Raw genomic sequence first — 18106 nt, 5'->3', positions numbered from 1 at the left:
GCCGGTCATGGCTCAGCCCGCGTCGCGCATGCGCTGCGCCAGTTCCTCCTGGCCACGCGCCAGCAGGGTGTCGGCCGCCCCGAGGCGGTCCCGGGCCTCACGGTTCTGCCCGAGCTTGAACTTGCCGACCAGCGAGGTGACGGTGACCTCGATGCCGACGATCTGGCGCAGCAGGCCGTCGATGTACTCGGGCGGCGCATCGGTCATGCGCCAGGGCCGGGGCTCGGGAGCTTCGTGGTGCCGCGTCAGGCGGGCGACGAGGCCGCGCACGAAGCGCTCGTCGTCGCGCACGGTGAGCGTGCCGCGTGCATGGACGACCTCGTAGTTCCAGGTCGGCACCTGGCGGTGCGCCTCATGCTTGCTCGGGTACCAGTTGGGCGAGATGTAGGCCTCGGCGCCGCGGAAGATCACCAGCACCGGCGTGCCGGTCGGGCAGCGCTGCCACAGCGGGTTCGCACGGGCCACATGGGCCGTGAGCGTGCCCAGCGGGCCGGTGTCCGGGTCGAACTCGAACGGCAGGTGGTCGGCGTCGGGGCCGTCCGGGCCGGGGGCGACCAGCGCGCCGAGCGGGTGCTCGCGCAGCAGGCGGTGCAGGGTCTCGGGACGGGTCTCGGCGAAATGGGGGGGCAGGTACATCGTGGTCGGCGCCAGGGAAGGATGGGCAAGGCAACCACTGTCCTACCGGATCGGCACGACCACAAGACCCCGCCGTGCCTTTCTTGCATGGCCCGGTGCCCTCGGGCGCGGCGGCAGCGGGCGCGGCACAATCTCCGCCCATGACCACCGCCACCTCGCCCGCCGTCCCCCTGTGCGCCTCCGCCGACCTCGCCGACGGCGGCCTCGCCCATGTCTTCGACCTCCTCGAATACGGTCAGCCTGCGCGGGGCTTCGTGCTGCGCCACGGCGGGCAGGTGGTCGGCTATCTCAACCAATGTGCCCACGTACCGGCCGAGATGGACTGGAAGGAGGGGCAGTTCCTCGACGACAGCGGCCAGTGGATCATCTGCTCGATCCACGGCGCGGTGTACGAGCCGGCGACGGGCTACTGCGTGGGCGGGCCATGCCGCGGGCGGCGGCTCAAGCCGCTGCGCGTGGGCGAGCACGAGGGACAGGTGTCTTGGTATCCTTCCGACACCTTGACGCCGGCTTTCGGCGACTGAAGATTCCATGACGCAGCCCGACGACACGCCCTCCACCCCGACCCTGGACTCCCCCCCCGTGCTCCCCACGGTCCAGGCACCGCCCGCCGCCTCGCGCGGCGCCTTCGACCATGTGATGGAGCAGTTCGCCCGCGACTACCTGCGCGACCGGCGCAGCAGCCGACGCTGGAGCCTGTTCTTCCGGCTGGGCTGGCTCGGCCTGGGCCTGTTCGCAGCCTGGTCGGTCTACAGCGAGAACACCCACAACAGCGTCCCCACCGGCCCGCACACCGCGCTGGTCGAACTGCGGGGCGAGATCGCGGTGGGCAGCGAGGCGAGTGCCGAGGTGCTGCTGTCCGGCCTGAAGAGCGCGTTCGAGGACCAGGGTGCCCAGGCCGTGGTGGTGCGCATCAACTCGCCTGGCGGCAGCCCGGTGCAGTCCGGCATCGTGTACGACGAGATCCGCCGCCTGAAGGACAAGCACAAGAAGAAGGTCTACGCGGTCGTCGAGGAAAGCGCCGCCTCCGGCGCCTACTACATCGCCGTCGCGGCCGACGAGATCTATGTGGACAAGGCGTCCATCGTCGGGTCGATCGGGGTGCTGATGGACGGTTTTGGCTTCGACGAGGTGATGAAGAAGGTGGGCGTGGAGCGCCGGCTGCTGACCGCCGGCAGCAACAAGGGCATGCTCGATCCCTTCTCGCCCGAAAACCCCCAGCAGCGTGCCCACGCCCAGGCCATGCTCGACCAGATCCACCGCCAGTTCATCGACACCGTCAAGCAAGGCCGCGGCGAGCGCCTGAAGGAAACCCCGGACACCTTCAGCGGCCTGTTCTGGAACGGCGAGGAAGCCGTCAAGCAGGGACTGGCCGACGGCCTCGGCAGTCTGGATTACGTGGCCCGCGAGGTCATCAAGGCCGAAGAGATCATCGACTACACCGCCCGGGAGAACGTGGCCGAGCGGCTGGCCAAGCGTTTTGGCGCGGCGGTCGGCGAAGGCGCAGCGCGCTCGCTGCGCGCAATGCCCTCGCTGAACTGAGCGCCCGTCAGAAACCGGCCGGCACCGACGGCAGCCCCGACAGCGCCATCGCCAGCTCGGCCTCGTCGTACTGCTGGTCGGAGAGCTTGCCGGCGAAGTAGTCGTTGTAGGCGGCCATGTCAAAGTGGCCGTGGCCGCAGAGGTTGAAGAGGATGGTCTCCGCCTTGCCCTCGCGCTTGCAGCGCAGCGCCTCCTCGATCGCGCCCTTGACGGCGTGGTTGGCCTCTGGCGCCGGCACGATGCCCTCCGCCCGCGCGAAGGTCACGCCCGCCGCGAAGCATTCGGTCTGGTGGTAGGCGACGGCCTCGATCAGGCCCAGCTCCTTCACATGCGACACCATCGGCGCCATGCCGTGGTAGCGCAGGCCGCCCGCGTGGAAGCCCGGCGGCGTGAAGGTCGAGCCCAGCGTGTGCATCTTGGTCAGCGGCGTCAGGTGCGCGGTGTCGCCGAAGTCGTAGGCGTACTTGCCGCGCGTCAGCGACGGACAGGCGGCCGGCTCGACCGCGACGATGCGGCGCTTCTTGGCGTTTGGCCCGCCGCGCAGTTGCATGCCGATGAACGGGAAGGCGATGCCGGCGAAGTTGGAGCCGCCGCCGGTGCAGCCCACCACCACATCCGGGTCGTCGCCGGCCATCTCCAATTGCAGGATCGCCTCCTCGCCGATGATGGTCTGGTGCAGCAGCACATGGTTGAGCACCGAGCCGAGCGCGTACTTGGTGTCGTCGCGCTGCGCGGCGAGTTCGACCGCCTCGGAGATCGCGATGCCGAGGCTGCCCGGGTGGTCGGGGCGCTGCGCGAGGATGGCCCGGCCCGACTGCGTCAGCTCGGACGGCGAGGCGACGCAGGTGGCGCCGTAGGTCTCCATCACGGCGCGGCGGTAGGGTTTCTGGTTGAACGAGACCCGCACCTGGAACACCTGCACCTCGATGCCGAACAGCGCGCCCGCGAACGACAGCGACGTGCCCCACTGGCCGGCGCCGGTCTCGGTGGTCAGCTTGCGGATGCCGGCCTCACGGTTGAAGAAGGCCTGCGGGATGGCGGTGTTGGGCTTGTGCGAGCCGGCGGGGCTGACGCCCTCGTACTTGTAGTAGATCTTGGCCGGGGTGCCGAGCGCCTGCTCCAGCCGGCGGGCGCGGTACAGCGGGGCCGGGCGCCACTGGCGGAAGATCTGCCGAACGGGCTCGGGGATCTCGATGCGCCGCTCGGTGGACACCTCCTGCAGGATCAGCGACATCGGGAACAGCGGCGCCAGGTCGTCCGGCCCGACCGGCTGCATCGTGCCCGGGTGCAGCACCGCGGGCAGCGGCACCGGCAGGTCGGCGGCGAGGTTGTACCAGTCCTTGGGCATCTGCTCTTCGGAGAGCAGGTACTTGATCGTGTCACTCATGGCGTCTCTTTTCGGGTTCGGGGTCAAGGAGCCTGCCAGTTTAGAAACCGCATGCTCACTTGTCCTCGGAGACAACCCGCGCCCGCCTGCGACAGATCAAGCCACGAGCAGGCCCTTGTGCTCGATGAACGCGATCACCTCGGCCAGCCCCTCGCGGGTCTTGAGATTGGTCATGACAAACGGGCGGTTCGGCCGCATGCGCACCGTGTCAGCGCGCATCACGTCCAGATTCGCACCAACATGGGGCGCCAAGTCCGTCTTGTTGATCACGAACAGGTCGCTCTTGGTGATGCCGGGGCCGCCCTTGCGCGGGATCTTCTCGCCTGCCGCCACGTCGATGACGTAGATCGTCAGGTCGGACAGCTCCGGGCTGAAGGTCGCGGCCAGGTTGTCGCCGCCCGACTCGATGAAGACGATGTCGGCATCGGGGAACTTCTCCAGCATCCGGTCCACGGCTTCGAGGTTGATCGAGGCGTCCTCGCGGATCGCCGTGTGCGGGCAGCCGCCGGTCTCCACGCCCATGATCCGCTCCGGGTCGAGCGCACCGGCCACGGTCAGCAGACGCTGGTCTTCCTTGGTGTAGATGTCGTTGGTGACGACCACCAGGTCCCAGCGCTCGCGCATCGTCTTGCACAGCATCTCAACCAGCGTCGTCTTGCCCGAGCCGACCGGCCCGCCCACGCCGACGCGCAGGGGAGGAAGCTTCTTGGTGCGGCCAGGGATCGAATGGAGTGGGCTCATGGGACAGGTCTCGGTGGGTTGCGGGCGGACTTCAAGGGTAGCAAGACCCGAACCAAATATTTCGGCAGAAAACGCTTGCTCAACCCAGGGAGCATCTGCATAATAGCGGGCTGTTGGCGCTTTAGCTCAGTCGGTTAGAGCGATGGAATCATAATCCACAGGTCCGCGGTTCGAGTCCGTGAAGCGCCACCAAAATTCTGAAAAGCCCGTTCACTGAACGGGCTTTTTTCATTTCCGGATCACGTACCGGGAATGGTCTGGGCAAAGTCGCTTATTGCGGGATTTGACAGCACGGCCTCGCTCCTAGAGTGCGTGTTTGACACGCATTCCGGACCGCTTCCATGCCTGCACTGCATCCCGACGACCGATCACTCCTGATCACGAGCCTGTTGGTGATGGCCGGCGCCCTTTGCTACGGGCTGATCGCAGGCTCCGTCATGCTGCCGCTGCTGGTCGGCAGCCTGATCCTGGCCCTGTCCCTGGTGGTCGCCCGGATCTCACAGGCAGGCACCGCCAGCCGCATTGCCTTGCCCGCGCTCGGCATGGCGATGGTCGGGCTGCTCATCCATGTGGCGCAGGGTCGCCCCGAGGCCCACTTCGCCGTGTTTGCGTTCCTGGCGGTGACGGTGGTGTACCGGCACACGCTTCCGGTGGTCGCCGCCGCCGCGACCATCGCCATCCACCACCTGACGTTCAACTACTTCCAGACATGGGGCTGGGGTCCGATCTGTTTCACCGAACCGGGCCTGATGCACGTGATCGAACATGCGCTGTACGTGATCGCCGAGGCCGGCATCCTGATCATGCTGGCGCAGCGGGCTCGCGCCGACTTCCGTACCGCCGAGCATCTGGTCCAGATCACCGACACACTGCTGGACACCAGCGGACAGATCGATCTGCGTACCCGGGGCCAGAGTCCGGTCGACCAAGCTTCTGGCACCTTGCTCGAAGCACTCCAGGGCATCGAGCACGCCATCGTGCAAGTCCGCGCCACGGCACTGCACGTCGACACGGCCTCGTGCGAAATCGCCAATGGAAACTCCGAACTGGCCCGACGCACCGAAAAGACCGCCAGCCACCTGCAGGCCACCACCGGTGCGATGAAGCAACTGATCAGCACGGTCCAGCAAACCGCCACGTCCGCCCGCACCGCCAGCGAACTCGCCGGCACGGCCACTGAAGTGGCCCAGCGCGGGGGACAGGTGGTGGCACAGGTGATCGCCACGATGGACGAGATCGATGCGAGTTCGAAAAAGATCGCCGACATCATCGGCGTCATCAACGGCATTGCGTTCCAGACCAATATCCTGGCACTCAACGCTGCCGTGGAGGCCGCACGGGCGGGCGAGCAGGGGCGCGGTTTCGCCGTCGTCGCCAGCGAAGTGCGCCATCTGGCGCAGCGCAGTGCCGCCGCCGCCACCGAAATCCGCCACCTGATCAACAGCAGCGTCGAGAAGGTGGGATCAGGCACCCAACTGGTCACCCAAGCCGGCTCCACGATGGACGAGATCGTCGCCAGTGTGCGGCGCGTCTGCGAAACGATCGACGCGATCAGCAGCACATCCAGCGAGCAGAGCACGGGCATAGGCGACATCGAGCACTCGGTACAGGAACTCGACAGCATGACCCGACAGAATGCCACGCTGGTGCAGGAAAGCGCCTCGGCGGCCTCCAGCCTGAACCAGCAGGCACATCGACTGATCGAAGCGGTCAACCGGTTTCGCCTGGACGACCAGCAGAGGCCGACCGCTGCCCACCGGGGTGCTTGAATGCAGCGCTACACCTTGGCTGCCGCCATGATCGTGCGCGACGAGGCCCCGCGCCTGCGCCGCGCCCTCGACAGCCTGCGCCCCTGGGTCGACCGGATGGTCGTCGTCGACACCGGGTCGCAGGACGACACCGTCGCCATCGCCCGCGCCGCCGGCGCCGAGGTGTCGCACCTGGCCTGGTGCGATGACTTCAGCCTCGCCCGCAACACCGCGCTGGAGCGGGCCGGCGCCGACTGGCACATCGTGCTCGACGGTGATGAATGGCTGGCCCGCGGCGGCGAGACCCTGGCCACGCTGCGCACGCTGCGGCCCGATTTCGTCGGTGCGGTGCGGGTGGACAGCGACCACGGGCCGCAAGACCACACCAGCATCGCCTCCAGCTGGATCAGCCGCCTGCTGCCGGGCCATGTGCGCTACGCCGGCCGCATCCACGAGCAGCCTCAGCACACGCTGCCCGTGCGGCGCCTGCCGCTGCGGGTCGGGCATGACGGCTACAGCGGCGTCGCGCTGGACCGCAAGGCCGGTCGCAACGCCGCCCTGCTGCAGCGCGCACTCGACGACCACCCGGACGACCCCTATCTCTGGTACCAGCTCGGCAAGGACCACGACGTCTACGGCCGCCACGCCGAGGCCCTGCACTGCTTCGCCCAGGCCGAGACACGGCTGGCGGAACAGGCCGCAGCACCCGCCTGGCTGCACGACCTGAGCGTGCGCAGCCTGCACGCGCTCAAGTGCTGCGGTCGCCACGCCGACGGCGTGCAGCGCGCCTCGGACAGCATGGCGCGCTGGGACCGCTCGCCCGACTTCTTTTTCGCGCTGGGCGACCTGCTGCTCGACTGGGCCGCCAGCGAGCCAGCCCGCGCGGGCGAGCTGCTGCCGATGATCGAAGGCGCCTGGCAGCGCTGCCTGGAGATCGGCGAACGGCCCGATCTGGAAGGCGCCGTGCACGGCCGCGGCAGCCACCTCGCCACCCACAACCTGGGCGTGCTGCGCCAGCTCCAGCCGCTGGAAAAGTAGCCGCGTTTGGCCGCCCTGATCGACCCGATCCTTCGGGCGTGCCTGCATAGACTGGCCCGGACCCATTGCACGCTTTGCACGGAGCCCCCGCTCATGAACCTGCCGGATATCCATCTGTGCGTTGTCCAGCCCCAGGGCCAGTCACATGCGCTGAGCCTGATCGACCCCGCTCGCTACTTCCGCTACCAGTTCCGGCGGCTGGGCGCCCGGGTCAGCCTGTCCAAGAACCGGCTGCGCCATGACGCGATCAACTTCGTCTTCGGCGCCCACCTGGGCTTCGACGCCAACCAGTGCCTGCAGCACACCTGCGTCTTCGTGAACCTGGAGTCACTCGGGCACGAAGGCACACAAGTCTCCCCCGCCTACCTGGAGCTGCTGCGCCGCTCGGCCGTCGTGGACCACGACCCGGCCAATCTGGAGGTCTACACCGAGCACCCGGATGACGTGCCGCTGGTGCCCTTCGTCCACGCACCTTACCTGGCGGCAGACGGGCAGGCGCCGGCCCTGGCGCTGGAAGATCGGCCGCTCGACCTGCTGGTGATCGGTCCGCAGAACGAGCGCATCCGCCGCCTCATCAAGCGCATCGAGGACACCGGCCTGACGGTGAGCCAGTTCGACCGGCCGGTCTACGCGGGCGAGCGCGACGCCTACATCCGGCAGGCCAAGGCCGTGCTGCACTTGCGTCCGCACGACACCAGCCGCTTCGAGCCGATCACGCTGGCGCACTGCCTCAGCCTGGGCACCCCCGTCATCAGCGAGCGCGTCCCCCACGCCGCCACGGCCAGCTTCTACGAGGACGCCACCTGCTGGATCGACACCGACACGCTCGACACCTTCTTCGCGCAGGAATTCGGCACACCCGCCTGGTTCGATCTGGCCCGCACGCAGATGGCCGGCTTCGAGGAACTCGATCCGGCCGAAGCCTTCGCCGACATGCTGGCCTTCGTCAGCGGCTACGGCCAGACCAATGTGCGCACCCGCGACCCGCAGCCGTGGCGCCCGCTGCGCCTGAACATCGGCGCCGGCACCGGCTACCGCATCGGCTGGCTGAACATCGACAGCCGCCCCGAGGCCGAACCGGATCTGCTGCTCGACCTCGGCCAGCCGCAGACACTGCCGCTGCTGGCCCATGGTCAGCTCTGCGGTCCGGTGCGCCTCGAAGCGGGGCAGTTCGCCGAACTCTGCGCGGGCAACGTGCTGGTGCAGACGCCGGACCTGGCACGGCTGATGACGCAGGCGCTGACCTTGCTGCGCGACGGTGGCCGCTTCGTCATCGAAGTGCCCTGCGAACATTCGCCGACCGCCTGGCGCGATCCGACCCACCTGCGCGCCCTCAACGAGAACTCCTGGACCTGTTACACCGAGACCTTCTGGCAGCTCGGCTGGTTCACCCACCGCTTCCAGATCGAAGCGTCCGGCTACCGTGACCTGAACCGCAAGAACTGCCGCCGCGAAAAGGCGGCGTCGATGCAGATCGTGCTGCAGAAGGTGGCCACCACCCCGGCCGAGCGCACACTGGCGCGCACCATGGCCCTGGACTGCTTCGTGCCGGACGACACGGTGCCGGCAGAAGATCAGCTGCTGCCCGCCAACCGCTCGCGCCCGCTGCAGGCATTGCTGCAGGAAGCCGCCGCCACGCGGGAGTCGCTGCTGGCCGAGGTCCACGGCGACTGATCGGTCGGCAGGCCCCGCAGCGGGGCCGCCGGGGCCCGTCACCGCGCCTTGCGGTACGGCTCCTCGAAGTCCAGGAAATCCTGCTCCGCCAGCGCATCGGCCACCCAGGCCGCCACGCCGGGCGCCGCCCAGACCTGTGCCATCCAGTCTGCGACCACCGGCGGCACCGGCAGCGCATAGGTCCGCAGCCGCGCCACCACCGGCGCGAAATACGCATCCGCGACCGTGAACGTGCCAAACAGGAAGGGGCCGCCACTGTCGGCCAGCGCCGCAGTCCACATCGCCGTCAGCCGGTCCAGATCGGCCCGCACGGCCGGCTGTCCGGCCAGCACCTGCGCGCCGATGTCGGGCAGCGAGGCCTCGATGTTCATCGGGCAATGGCTGCGCAGCGCCGTGAAGCCCGCATGCATCTCGGCACAGATCGATCTGGCACGGGCCCGGCGGCGCGCATCCTGCGGCCACAGCGCCCGCTCCGGATGGCGCTCGGCCAGGTACTCGGCCATGGCCAGCGTGTCCCACACCACCAGCCCGTCGTCCTCGACCAGCAGCGGCACCTTGCCCGTCGGCGAGAGCCCGGCCAGCGTCGTCTTGAACACCGATCCGGCGTCGAAGCTGTCGAAGCGCACCATCACCTCGTCGAACGGGATGCCGAACTGCCGCAGCAGCACCCAGGGCCGCATGGACCAGGACGAGTAGTTCTTGTTGCCGATGTAGAGCTGCATGGGGCCCGTGCCTTTCACTGTGATGGACGGCATCCTAAACGGCGGCTCGCTCTGTCCACATGCAGCCAGTCGCAGCGCCGCCACTCCGGATTTTTTTCAGCTTGCCGATATCCCCAACACCCAATCCCTCACGACGCATAAGTTACGTTCATTTACGATTCAGTTTCCTGAACACCGGAGCCTGAGCGTTCCACCACCCCCGGTATCCCCGATGCAAGTCTCGATCGTCGTCCTGAACTACAACTACGCCCGCTTCCTCGGCGCCGCGATCGACTCGGCCCTGCGCCAGACGCTGCCCGGCTGCGAGGTGATCGTGGTGGACAACGGCTCGACCGACGACTCGCTGTCGGTGATCGCCCGCTACGGTGACCGGGTGCGGCTGGTGCGCCAGAAGGTCAACATCGGCCAGGGCCAGGGCTACAACCTGGGCATCGGGGCCGCGCGGGGCGAGTGGATCGTCTGGCTCGACGCGGACGACGTGCTCGACGACGACGCGATGGCCACCTGCCTGTCGCTGGCGCACGCCGACACGGCCAAGGTCCACTACCCGATGCGCCTGATCGACGCCGAAGGGGCCTTGCTGGGCGGCGTGATCCCGTTCCTGCGCCATGACGGTGATGTCGTGTCGATCATCGAAGCACTCGGCCACTACGCCGGCCCGCCCGGCAGCGGCAACCTCTACCGCCGCTCGGCCGTCGCACCCTACTTTCCCGTCAAGCCCGAAGACTGGCCGATCTGCACCGACACCGTGCCCTTCATCACCGCGCCCTTCCACGGACTGGTGGTCGGCGCCAACCGACCGCTCGGCGGCTACCGCCTGCACCGCAAGCCCGACACACAGGCCGCCCCCGGCTACCGCGGCAACTACAGCGGCAGCATCGGCCTCGAAGTCAGCCTGGTCGAGCGCAGCCGCGACCGGACGATGGCGCTGCTGCGCGAACGCTCGGGCATCGTCGTGGACGGCCCCTTCCTGATGCTGCCCACCCATGTGCGCCACCGCATCACCTCCTGGCGCTGGGCACGCGACGCGCATCCCTTCCCGGAGGACACCGCCGGCAGCCTGTGGTGCCTGATGCGCGACTCGCTCAAGGTCTGCCCTGGCTACAACGAGGTGCAGCGCGCCGCGATGCTGGCCTGGGCCAGCGGGGCGCTCTACCTGCCGGATGCGATGGCGGCGGCGGTGATGTCCACCAGCCGCGCCAACCCGGTCTGGGAAACGTTCACCCGCTGGACCAAGCGCCTGGGCGCCTGAGCCGCCGCCCCCCCACCCGCCAGCCACCTTCCACCCGAACCGCCGCCCCTGCCGACATGACGACACGCACCTCCGCCCTCGAATGCCGCTTCTGCCAGGCGCCGCTGCGCACCAGCTTCGTCGATCTGGGCATGAGCCCGCTGTGCCAGACGCACATCGCGCCCGACCAGCTCGGCGACATGGAGCCGTTCTACCCGCTGCACGCCTACGTCTGCGACGACTGCCACCTGGTGCAGCTGCAGGAGTTCGTGGCGCCGGACTCGATCTTCAGCGAGTACGCCTACTTCTCGTCCTACTCGTCGAGCTGGGTCGAACATGCACGACGTTACGCCGTGATGGCCGCGGATCGCTTCAAGCTGGGCGCACACAGCCGCGTGATGGAGATCGCCAGCAACGACGGCTACCTGCTCCAGCACTTCGTCGCCGCTGGCATCCCGGTGCTCGGGATCGAGCCGGCCGCCAACGTCGCCCAGGTGGCCATCGACAAGGGCATTCCGACGACGGTGCGCTTCATGGGCCGCGACTCCGCCGCCGACATTGCCCGCGAACACGGGAAAGCGGACCTGCTGCTCGGCAACAACGTGCTGGCCCACGTACCCGACCTCAACGACTTCGTCGGCGGCATGAAAGACCTGCTCGCGCCGGGCGGCACGATCACGATGGAGTTCCCGCACCTGCTGCGCCTGATCGAGGGCGTGCAGTTCGACACCATCTACCACGAGCACTTCAGCTACCTCTCGCTGGTCACGGTCGAGCGGGTCTTCGCCCACCACGGGCTGACGCTGTTCGACGTGGAGGAGCTGCCCACGCACGGCGGCTCGCTGCGCATCTTCGCGCGCCACACCGACGAGCACGTGAACGGCACCGCACGCCCGGTCGGCGAGCGGGTCCACGCGCTGCGCGAACGCGAGATCGCCGACGGCTTCCTCGGCGCGGAGCGCTACCAGGGCTTCGGTGAACGCGTGCGCGAGACCAAGCGCAAGCTGCTGGCCTTCCTGATCGACGCCAAGGCGCGCGGCAAGACCGTCGTCGGCTACGGCGCGCCGGGCAAGGGCAACACGCTGCTGAACTACTGCGGCATCCGCACCGACTTCCTCGACTTCACCGTGGACGCCAACCCCTACAAGCAGGGCAAGTTCACCCCCGGCACCCGCATCCCGATCCTGGCCCCGGCCGCGATCCGCGAGGCCAAGCCCGACTACGTGCTGATCCTGCCGTGGAACTTGAAGGACGAGATCGCCCGTGACGCGGCCTACATCCGCGAATGGGGCGGGCAGTTCGTCGTGCCGATCCCCGAAGTCACCGTGTTCTGAGCCTGACCTCCTGACCCGTTCACCGAGCTGCACCCCATGAAAATTCTCGTCACCGGCACCGAGGGCTACATCGGCGCCCGCCTCGCTCCCTGGCTCGAAGCCGCGGGCCACGAAGTCACCGGCCTCGACATCGGCTTCTATGGCGACGGCCGGCTCTACCACGACCCGCTGGCCGCCCGCCTCGGCGCCCGCACGCTCTACAAGGATCTACGCACCGTCGAGCCGGCCGATTTCGCCGGCTTCGACGCGGTGATCCACCTGGCCGAGCTGTCCAACGATCCGCTGGGCCAGAACCGCCCCGAGATCACGATGAAGATCAACCACGAAGGCTCCGTGCGCATCGCCCAGGCGGCGCGCGAGGCCGGCGTGAAGCGCTTCGTCTACGCCTCGTCGTGCAGCGTCTACGGCGTGGGCGCGGGGGACGCGGGCGCGTTCCTGGACGAACGATCGCCCGTGAATCCGCAGACCGCCTACGCGGTGTGCAAGACGCTGGTCGAGCGCGACGTGACGCCGATGGCAAGCCGCGACTTCAGCGTCGTCTTCCTGCGCAACGCCACCGCCTACGGCCCGTCGCCGCGCATGCGCTTCGACATCGTGCTCAACGACCTCTGCGCGCTGGCCCGCACGACCGGCCGCATCGCCATGGTCAGCGACGGCAGCCCGTGGCGGCCGATCGTCCACGTCGAGGACATCTGCGAGGCGATGCGCTGTGCGGTGGAGGCGCCGGCCGACGCCATCAACGGCGAGGTCTTCAACGTCGGCCGCACGGACGAGAATTTTCGCGTGCGCGAAATCGCCGCGCTGGTGGCCGCCGCCTTCCCCGGCTGCGAGGTCAGCGCCGGCCCGCCGAGCGCGGACAACCGCAGCTACCGCGTCTCGTTCGAGAAGATCGAGACGCGCCTGCCCGGTTTTGTCGCCCGCTGGACTGCCAAGCGCGGCGCCGAGGAACTGGCCAGCCTGTTCCAGCGCATCGACTTCACCGAGGCCGACCACCGCTGGCGCGCCTACACCCGCCTGAAGCAGTTGCAGTACCTGCAGCGCACCGGGCAGGTGGACGAGGATCTGTACTGGAGCGCGCGTTGAGCCTGGTCTTCGAGTCGACGGCGATCGACGGCGTGCGGCACATCCGCCTCGCGCCGATGGTCGACGCGCGCGGCTCGTTTGCGCGGACGTGGTGCCGCGAGACCTTCGCCGCACACGGTGGACAAGGCCTGGACGCGGCGATGGTGCAGGCCAGCACCTCGTTCAACGTCCGCGCCGGCACGCTGCGCGGCATGCACTTCGCGTGGCCGCCGGCCACCGAGTGCAAGCTGGTGCGCTGCACACGTGGGCGGGTGTTCGACCAGTTGATCGACCTGCGCCCCGAGTCGCCGACCTACCGCGCCACGGTGTCGGTCACGCTGGACGCGGCGCTGGGCAACGCGCTGTGGATTCCACGCGGCGTGGCGCACGGCTTCCAGACGCTGGTGGACGACAGCGAGGTCTTCTACATGATGACCGAGGCCTACCGCAGCGACCTCTCCGCCGGCTGGCGGGCGGATGACCCGGCGTTCGGTCTGACGTGGCCGCTGCCGGTGAGCGCGATGTCCGACCGCGACCGCGACGGCCCCGACTTCGACGACGCGGCCCACCGCCAGCGCTACGCCGCCGGCCTCGCCGCGCACGGAACACCCTGATGCTGCTCGACGCCCTGATCCCCGACGACGCGGCCCGCGCGGCCGCCGCCGACGCCTGGGCGCTGATCGAGGCGCTCTACCCGCTCGGCCGCAGCCTGACCGGCGACGGCGTGCGCCAGACGCTGGACCACATCGGCGCGCGCATCCCGCTGATCCGCACCGAAGTCCCGAGCGGCACGCCCGCCTTCGACTGGGAGATCCCGCGCGAGTGGAACCTGCGCGATGCGTGGATCGCCGACGCCGACGGGCGCCGCGTGGTGGACGTCCGTGCCCACAACCTGCACGTCATGGGCTACTCGGTGCCCGTGCGCTGCACGATGACACTCGACGAGCTGCAGCCGCACCTGCATTCGCTGCCGGACCGTCCGGACTGGATCCCTTACCGCACCAGCTACTACCGCGAGCAGTGGGGCTTCTGCCTGCGCCACCGCGACCGTGAGCGGCTCGGGCCGGGGCCGTACGAAGTGGTGATCGACGCCACGCTGGCGCCGGGGCATCTGAGCTACGCCGAGTCGGTGGTCCCCGGCCAGTGCGCGGACGAGGTGCTGGTCTACACGCACACCTGCCACCCGTCGCTGGCCAACGACAACCTGACCGGCATCGCCGTCGCAGTCGAACTGGCGCGGGCGCTGCACCACGCGCCGACGAAGCCGCGCCTGACGTGGCGCTTCATCTTCGGGCCGGGCACGATCGGCTCGCTGGCCTGGCTGTCGCGCAACGAGGCGCGCCTGGGCCGCGTGCGCGCCGGCCTGGTGCTCGGGCTGCTGGGCGATGCTGCGCCACTGCACTACAAGCCCAGCCGCCGCGGCGACACGCTCACCGACCGCGCCGCCGCCCACGTCCTGCGCGGCACCGACGCCCGGATGCTCGACTTCGAGCCCTACGGCTACGACGAGCGCCAGTTCTGCTCCCCCGGCTTCGACCTGCCCATGGGCCGCCTGACCCGGTCGCCCAACAGCACCTACGCCGAGTACCACACCAGCGCCGACGACCTGACGCTGATCCGCCCCGCGCAGCTCGCCACCGCACTGCAGACGCTGGCCCGGCTCGCCTCCGTACTCGACGCCAACCGCACCCCGCTCAACCTCAGCCCCAAGGGCGAACCACGCCTCGGCAAGCGCGGCCTCTACGGCAGCGTGGGCGGCAGCGCGCCGGGCGCGTTCGAGCACGCATTGCTGTGGGTGCTCAACCAGGCCGACGGCACCCGCGACCTGCTGGCCATCGCCGAACGCGCCCGGCTGCCGTTCGAGCAGGTCGAGCAGGCGGCCACCGCACTCGAACACGCCGGCCTGCTGCGCGTCCTCGGCGACACCGTCAGCCCCCACGAATCCGAACCGAAAGGCCCTTCCCCATGAAAGTCGTCCTCTTCTGCGGCGGACTCGGCACGCGGCTGCGCGAGCACTCCGACACCATCCCCAAGCCGCTGGTCAACATCGGCGTGCGCCCGATCCTGTGGCACCTGATGCGCTACTACGCGCACTTCGGCCACAAGGAGTTCATCCTCTGCCTCGGCTACCGCGGCGACCTGATCCGCGAATACTTCCTGAACTACAACGAGGCGCTGTCCAACGACTTCGTGCTCAGCGAGGGCGGGCGCAAGGTCGATCTGATCCACAGCGACCTGCAGGACTGGAAGATCACCTTCGTCGACACCGGCCTGCACGCCAACATCGGCCAGCGCCTGCTGCGCGCCCGCAAGTACCTGGGCGACGACGAGGAGTTCCTCGCCAACTACGCCGACGGCCTGAGCGACCTGCCGCTCGACCAGCACCTCGCCGAGTTCCGCGCCAGCGGCGTCACCGCCAGCTTCGCCACCGTGCCCTCGCCGCAGAGCTTCCACGCGCTGCACGACGACGACAACGGCATCGTCACCAGCTTCGGCCCGCTCAACGAGCGGCCGTACTGGATCAACGCCGGCTTCTTCTGCCTGCGCAAGGAGATCTTCGACGTGCTCGAAGAAGGCGATGAACTGGTCGAGGCGCCCTTCCAGCGGCTCATCGCCCAGCGCCAGCTCGGCACCTTCCGCCACCGCGGCTTCTGGCAGCCGATGGACACCTTCAAGGACAAGATCGGCTACGACCGCATGGAGGGCAAGGGCCACTGCCCTTGGATGGTCTGGAAGCCGGAGCAGGTCGCCCCGGCTGCGGCGGTGTCGTCGTCATGCTGCCCCTGAACCCGGCGGCGGGCCGCACGCGGCTGGACCTGCTCTGCCTCGGCGCGCACAGCGACGACATCGAGATCGGCTGCAGCGGCGCGGTGCTGCGCTGGCTGGCCGAGGTGCCCGAAGTCCACATTACCTGGGTCGTGCTGAGCGCCCCGGGCGAGCGGGCCGACGAGGCGCGGCGCAGCGCCAAGGCGCTGCTGAAGGGCGCGGCCTCGGCCGAGGTGGTGATCGGCGATTTCAGCGATGCGCATTTCCCGTCCGAGACCGCGCGTCTGAAAGCCTTCCTCGCCGACCTGGGCCGGCGCATCACGCCCGACGTGGTGCTCACCCACCGCCTGGAAGACCGCCACCAGGACCACCGCACCGTCGCCGAGCTGACCTGGCAGGCCTGGCGCGACCACCTCGTGCTGGAGTACGAGATCCCGAAATACGAAGGCGACCTCGGCCAGCCGAATGTCTATGTGCCACTGCCGGCGGACATCGCGAAGCGCAAGGTGCGCCACCTGATGAAGCACTTCGGCTCGCAGCGCTCGAAGGGCTGGTTCACCGAGGCGACGTTCCAGGGGCTGATGGCGCTGCGCGGCATCGAGTGCCGCGCGCCGAGCGGTCAGGCCGAGGCGCTGCACGCGCGCAAGGTGGTGCTGTGAACACCCGGCTGGCGCTGGTCACGGGCGGCTCGCGCGGCCTCGGGCGGGCGCTGGTCACGCAGTGGCAGGCCGAGGGCTGGCGGGTGATCGAGCTGTCGCGCTCGGCGCCGACGGCGGACTCGGTGCGGGTCGATCTGGCGCAGCCGGCGGCGGTCGCGCAGGCGCTCGCCGAGGCGCTGGTCGGGATCGATCCGCTGTCGGTCACCGAGCTGCTGGTGCTGCACAACGCCGGCACGGTGCAGCCGCTCGGCCCGGCGTCGAACCGGCCGGTCGGCGAGGTGATCGACGCGCTGAACGTCAACCTCGTCTCGGGCATCACCTTCCTCGCCACCGCGATGGGGCATTTCCAGTCCTGCCCCGGCCGCAAGGTCGTGGCGCAGATCACCTCGGGTGCGGCCGTGCGCGCCCACGCCGGGCTGTCGCTCTACAGCGCGGCCAAGGCGGGGATGGACCAGTTCATGCGCGTGGTGGCTGCCGAGCAGGCTCTGCAGCCACACCCTTTCTCCACGCTGAGCCTCGATCCCGGCGCCCTCGACACCGACATGCAGGGAACGCTGCGCCGTGCCGCGCCCGAGCACTATCCCGGCGCGGCCGCGTTCGCGCAGCGCCACCGCGACGGCGCGCTGGGGCAAGTCGAGGCCGTGGCGGCGGCCGTGCGGCGGCTGCTCGCCTCGCCCCCGTCGCCCCTGGGCGAGCGGCACCACGCCAGCCCCCCGCGCGGCTGACACTGGCCCGGGAAGGCGCCGTGTCGCGGGCGGCCGAAACACTCGGCGGGCTGCACGGCCTGGTGAACAACGCCGGCGTCAACGACCATGTCGGACTGACGGCGGGCCGCAGCGCCTTCGTGCAGTCGATCGACCGCAACCTGACCCACTGCTACCTGATGGCCCACCTGTGCCTGCCGCACCTGCGCGCACACGGCCCGGCGGGCGGTGCGGCCATCGTCAACATCGGCTCCAAGACCGCGCTGACGGGCCAGGGCGACACCAGCGGCTACGTCGCCAGCAAGGGCGCGCTGCTCGGTCTGACACGCGAATGGGCGGCGGCGCTGCGGGACGACGGCATCCGGGTCAACGCGGTGATCCCGGCCGAGGTGATGACGCCGATGTACCGCCAGGAGCTGGACCGACTGCCGGATCCAGCCGCCGCACGGGCCGCCATCAAGCGGCGTATTCCACTGGGCCGGCGCATGACGACGCCGGAGGAGATCGCCGACACGGTGGTGTTCCTCCTGTCGCCTCGGTCGATCCACACGACGGGGCAGTGGATCGTGGTCGATGGGGGCTACACGCATCTCGACCGGGCGATCTGAAAGGGGGCGGGTACTGGGACCGGGCAGGCGGTGGCCAGGCGGCTGGGGATTCCGGCGGTCGATGCAGCACATCTCGGCATAGAAGTCCCGGGCCTGCCGACAGTGCACCGCAACGACGTGCGGTCCTGACACCATTTCAGGTAGGCCGAGGCGTAGCGCGCGGTCTGGCTTTCCGTGGCGGTGAGGTGTTCACCGGCCTCGCCCTGCTTGGCCTCGATCACGCCGACGGGGCAGCGGTCCACTGGCAAAGGCGG

17 protein-coding genes, 1 tRNA gene and 1 pseudogene are annotated in these 18106 nt (G+C 69.2%); 15 read left to right on the top strand and 4 right to left on the bottom strand.

Going from position 1 to position 18106, the window contains the following annotated elements; genetic code table 11:
* Positions 1-12 precede the first annotated feature (12 nt).
* Positions 13-636, bottom strand: coding sequence for an FMN-binding negative transcriptional regulator (locus U5O44_RS15215; RefSeq protein WP_322589285.1), 624 nt, complete (start codon positions 634-636; stop codon positions 13-15).
* Between the two features lie 74 nt (positions 637-710).
* Here U5O44_RS15215 and U5O44_RS15210 point away from each other — a divergent pair, with 74 nt between their 5' ends.
* Both U5O44_RS15210 and U5O44_RS15205 read left to right on the top strand, forming a co-directional pair.
* Positions 711-1160, top strand: a complete 450-nt coding sequence (locus U5O44_RS15210; RefSeq protein ID WP_416222187.1) for a Rieske (2Fe-2S) protein — start codon at positions 711-713, stop codon at positions 1158-1160.
* A gap of 7 nt (positions 1161-1167) precedes the next feature.
* Entirely contained in the window at positions 1168-2178 is a 1011-nt protein-coding gene (locus tag U5O44_RS15205) for a S49 family peptidase (RefSeq protein ID WP_322589284.1), read from the top strand.
* A gap of 7 nt (positions 2179-2185) precedes the next feature.
* Here the strand turns inward: U5O44_RS15205 and U5O44_RS15200 are convergent, their stop codons facing one another.
* Together U5O44_RS15200 and ureG are read right to left on the bottom strand one after the other, a co-directional pair.
* Positions 2186-3565 (bottom strand): TrpB-like pyridoxal phosphate-dependent enzyme, encoded by a 1380-nt coding sequence (locus U5O44_RS15200; RefSeq protein WP_322589283.1) that lies wholly within the window; start codon positions 3563-3565, stop codon positions 2186-2188.
* Positions 3566-3661: 96 nt separating this feature from the next.
* Positions 3662-4306 (bottom strand): urease accessory protein UreG, encoded by a 645-nt coding sequence (ureG, locus tag U5O44_RS15195; protein WP_322589282.1) that lies wholly within the window; start codon positions 4304-4306, stop codon positions 3662-3664.
* A 115-nt stretch (positions 4307-4421) separates the two neighbouring features.
* Here ureG and U5O44_RS15190 point away from each other — a divergent pair.
* The 4 genes from U5O44_RS15190 to U5O44_RS15175 all read left to right on the top strand — a co-directional run bounded on the left by U5O44_RS15190 (position 4422) and on the right by U5O44_RS15175 (position 8766).
* Positions 4422-4498 (top strand) — tRNA-Met (locus U5O44_RS15190).
* Between the two features lie 149 nt (positions 4499-4647).
* A complete protein-coding gene (locus tag U5O44_RS15185) occupies positions 4648-6075 on the top strand; it encodes a methyl-accepting chemotaxis protein (protein WP_322589281.1) in 1428 nt (475 codons plus the stop codon).
* Positions 6076-7092, top strand: a complete 1017-nt coding sequence (locus U5O44_RS15180; protein ID WP_322589280.1) for a glycosyltransferase family 2 protein — start codon at positions 6076-6078, stop codon at positions 7090-7092. It begins immediately after the preceding gene.
* A 93-nt stretch (positions 7093-7185) separates the two neighbouring features.
* The gene (locus U5O44_RS15175; protein ID WP_322589279.1) at positions 7186-8766 is read left to right on the top strand and encodes a class I SAM-dependent methyltransferase; all 1581 of its coding nucleotides are present in this window, start codon (positions 7186-7188) and stop codon (positions 8764-8766) included.
* A 38-nt stretch (positions 8767-8804) separates the two neighbouring features.
* On the opposite strand, the gene U5O44_RS15170 is transcribed toward U5O44_RS15175, so the two are convergent.
* Complete coding sequence (locus U5O44_RS15170) at positions 8805-9488, bottom strand: glutathione S-transferase family protein (RefSeq protein WP_322589278.1); 684 nt, start codon at positions 9486-9488, stop codon at positions 8805-8807.
* 211 nt (positions 9489-9699) lie between these two features.
* Between U5O44_RS15170 and U5O44_RS15165 the strand changes: the two genes are divergently transcribed.
* The 9 genes and pseudogenes from U5O44_RS15165 to U5O44_RS15125 all read left to right on the top strand — a co-directional run.
* Complete coding sequence (locus U5O44_RS15165; RefSeq protein ID WP_322589277.1) at positions 9700-10740, top strand: glycosyltransferase family 2 protein; 1041 nt, start codon at positions 9700-9702, stop codon at positions 10738-10740.
* A gap of 56 nt (positions 10741-10796) precedes the next feature.
* Complete coding sequence (locus U5O44_RS15160; protein ID WP_322589276.1) at positions 10797-12053, top strand: class I SAM-dependent methyltransferase; 1257 nt, start codon at positions 10797-10799, stop codon at positions 12051-12053.
* A gap of 36 nt (positions 12054-12089) precedes the next feature.
* Entirely contained in the window at positions 12090-13136 is a 1047-nt protein-coding gene (locus U5O44_RS15155) for an NAD-dependent epimerase/dehydratase family protein (protein WP_322589275.1), read from the top strand.
* Entirely contained in the window at positions 13133-13729 is a 597-nt protein-coding gene (locus U5O44_RS15150; RefSeq protein WP_322589274.1) for a dTDP-4-dehydrorhamnose 3,5-epimerase family protein, read from the top strand. The genes U5O44_RS15155 and U5O44_RS15150 overlap by 4 nt, the downstream gene beginning before the upstream one ends.
* Positions 13729-15084 carry a DUF4910 domain-containing protein gene (locus tag U5O44_RS15145; protein ID WP_322589273.1) on the top strand — a complete coding sequence of 452 codons (1356 nt, stop codon included), beginning with the start codon at positions 13729-13731 and terminating at the stop codon, positions 15082-15084. The genes U5O44_RS15150 and U5O44_RS15145 overlap by 1 nt, the downstream gene beginning before the upstream one ends.
* A complete protein-coding gene (locus tag U5O44_RS15140) occupies positions 15081-15902 on the top strand; it encodes a sugar phosphate nucleotidyltransferase (protein WP_322589272.1) in 822 nt (273 codons plus the stop codon). Before U5O44_RS15145 ends, U5O44_RS15140 begins: the two co-directional genes overlap by 4 nt.
* Positions 15890-16540: a PIG-L deacetylase family protein gene (locus tag U5O44_RS15135; RefSeq protein WP_322589271.1), complete on the top strand. Its 651-nt coding sequence runs from the start codon at positions 15890-15892 to the stop codon at positions 16538-16540. The genes U5O44_RS15140 and U5O44_RS15135 overlap by 13 nt, the downstream gene beginning before the upstream one ends.
* Positions 16483-17265: an SDR family NAD(P)-dependent oxidoreductase gene (locus tag U5O44_RS15130; protein ID WP_416222186.1), complete on the top strand. Its 783-nt coding sequence runs from the start codon at positions 16483-16485 to the stop codon at positions 17263-17265. The genes U5O44_RS15135 and U5O44_RS15130 overlap by 58 nt, the downstream gene beginning before the upstream one ends.
* A pseudogene (locus U5O44_RS15125) lies at positions 17166-17852 on the top strand (SDR family oxidoreductase); the annotation flags it as partial. The gene U5O44_RS15130 and the pseudogene U5O44_RS15125, both read left to right, overlap by 100 nt.
* Positions 17853-18106: the final 254 nt, after the last annotated feature.

The organism is Sphaerotilus sp. (genome assembly GCF_034519685.1).
Classification (GTDB): domain Bacteria; phylum Pseudomonadota; class Gammaproteobacteria; order Burkholderiales; family Burkholderiaceae_C; genus Sphaerotilus.
Note: the sequence above shows the minus strand (reverse complement) of the source record. Positions and strands in the feature narration are given on the sequence as shown.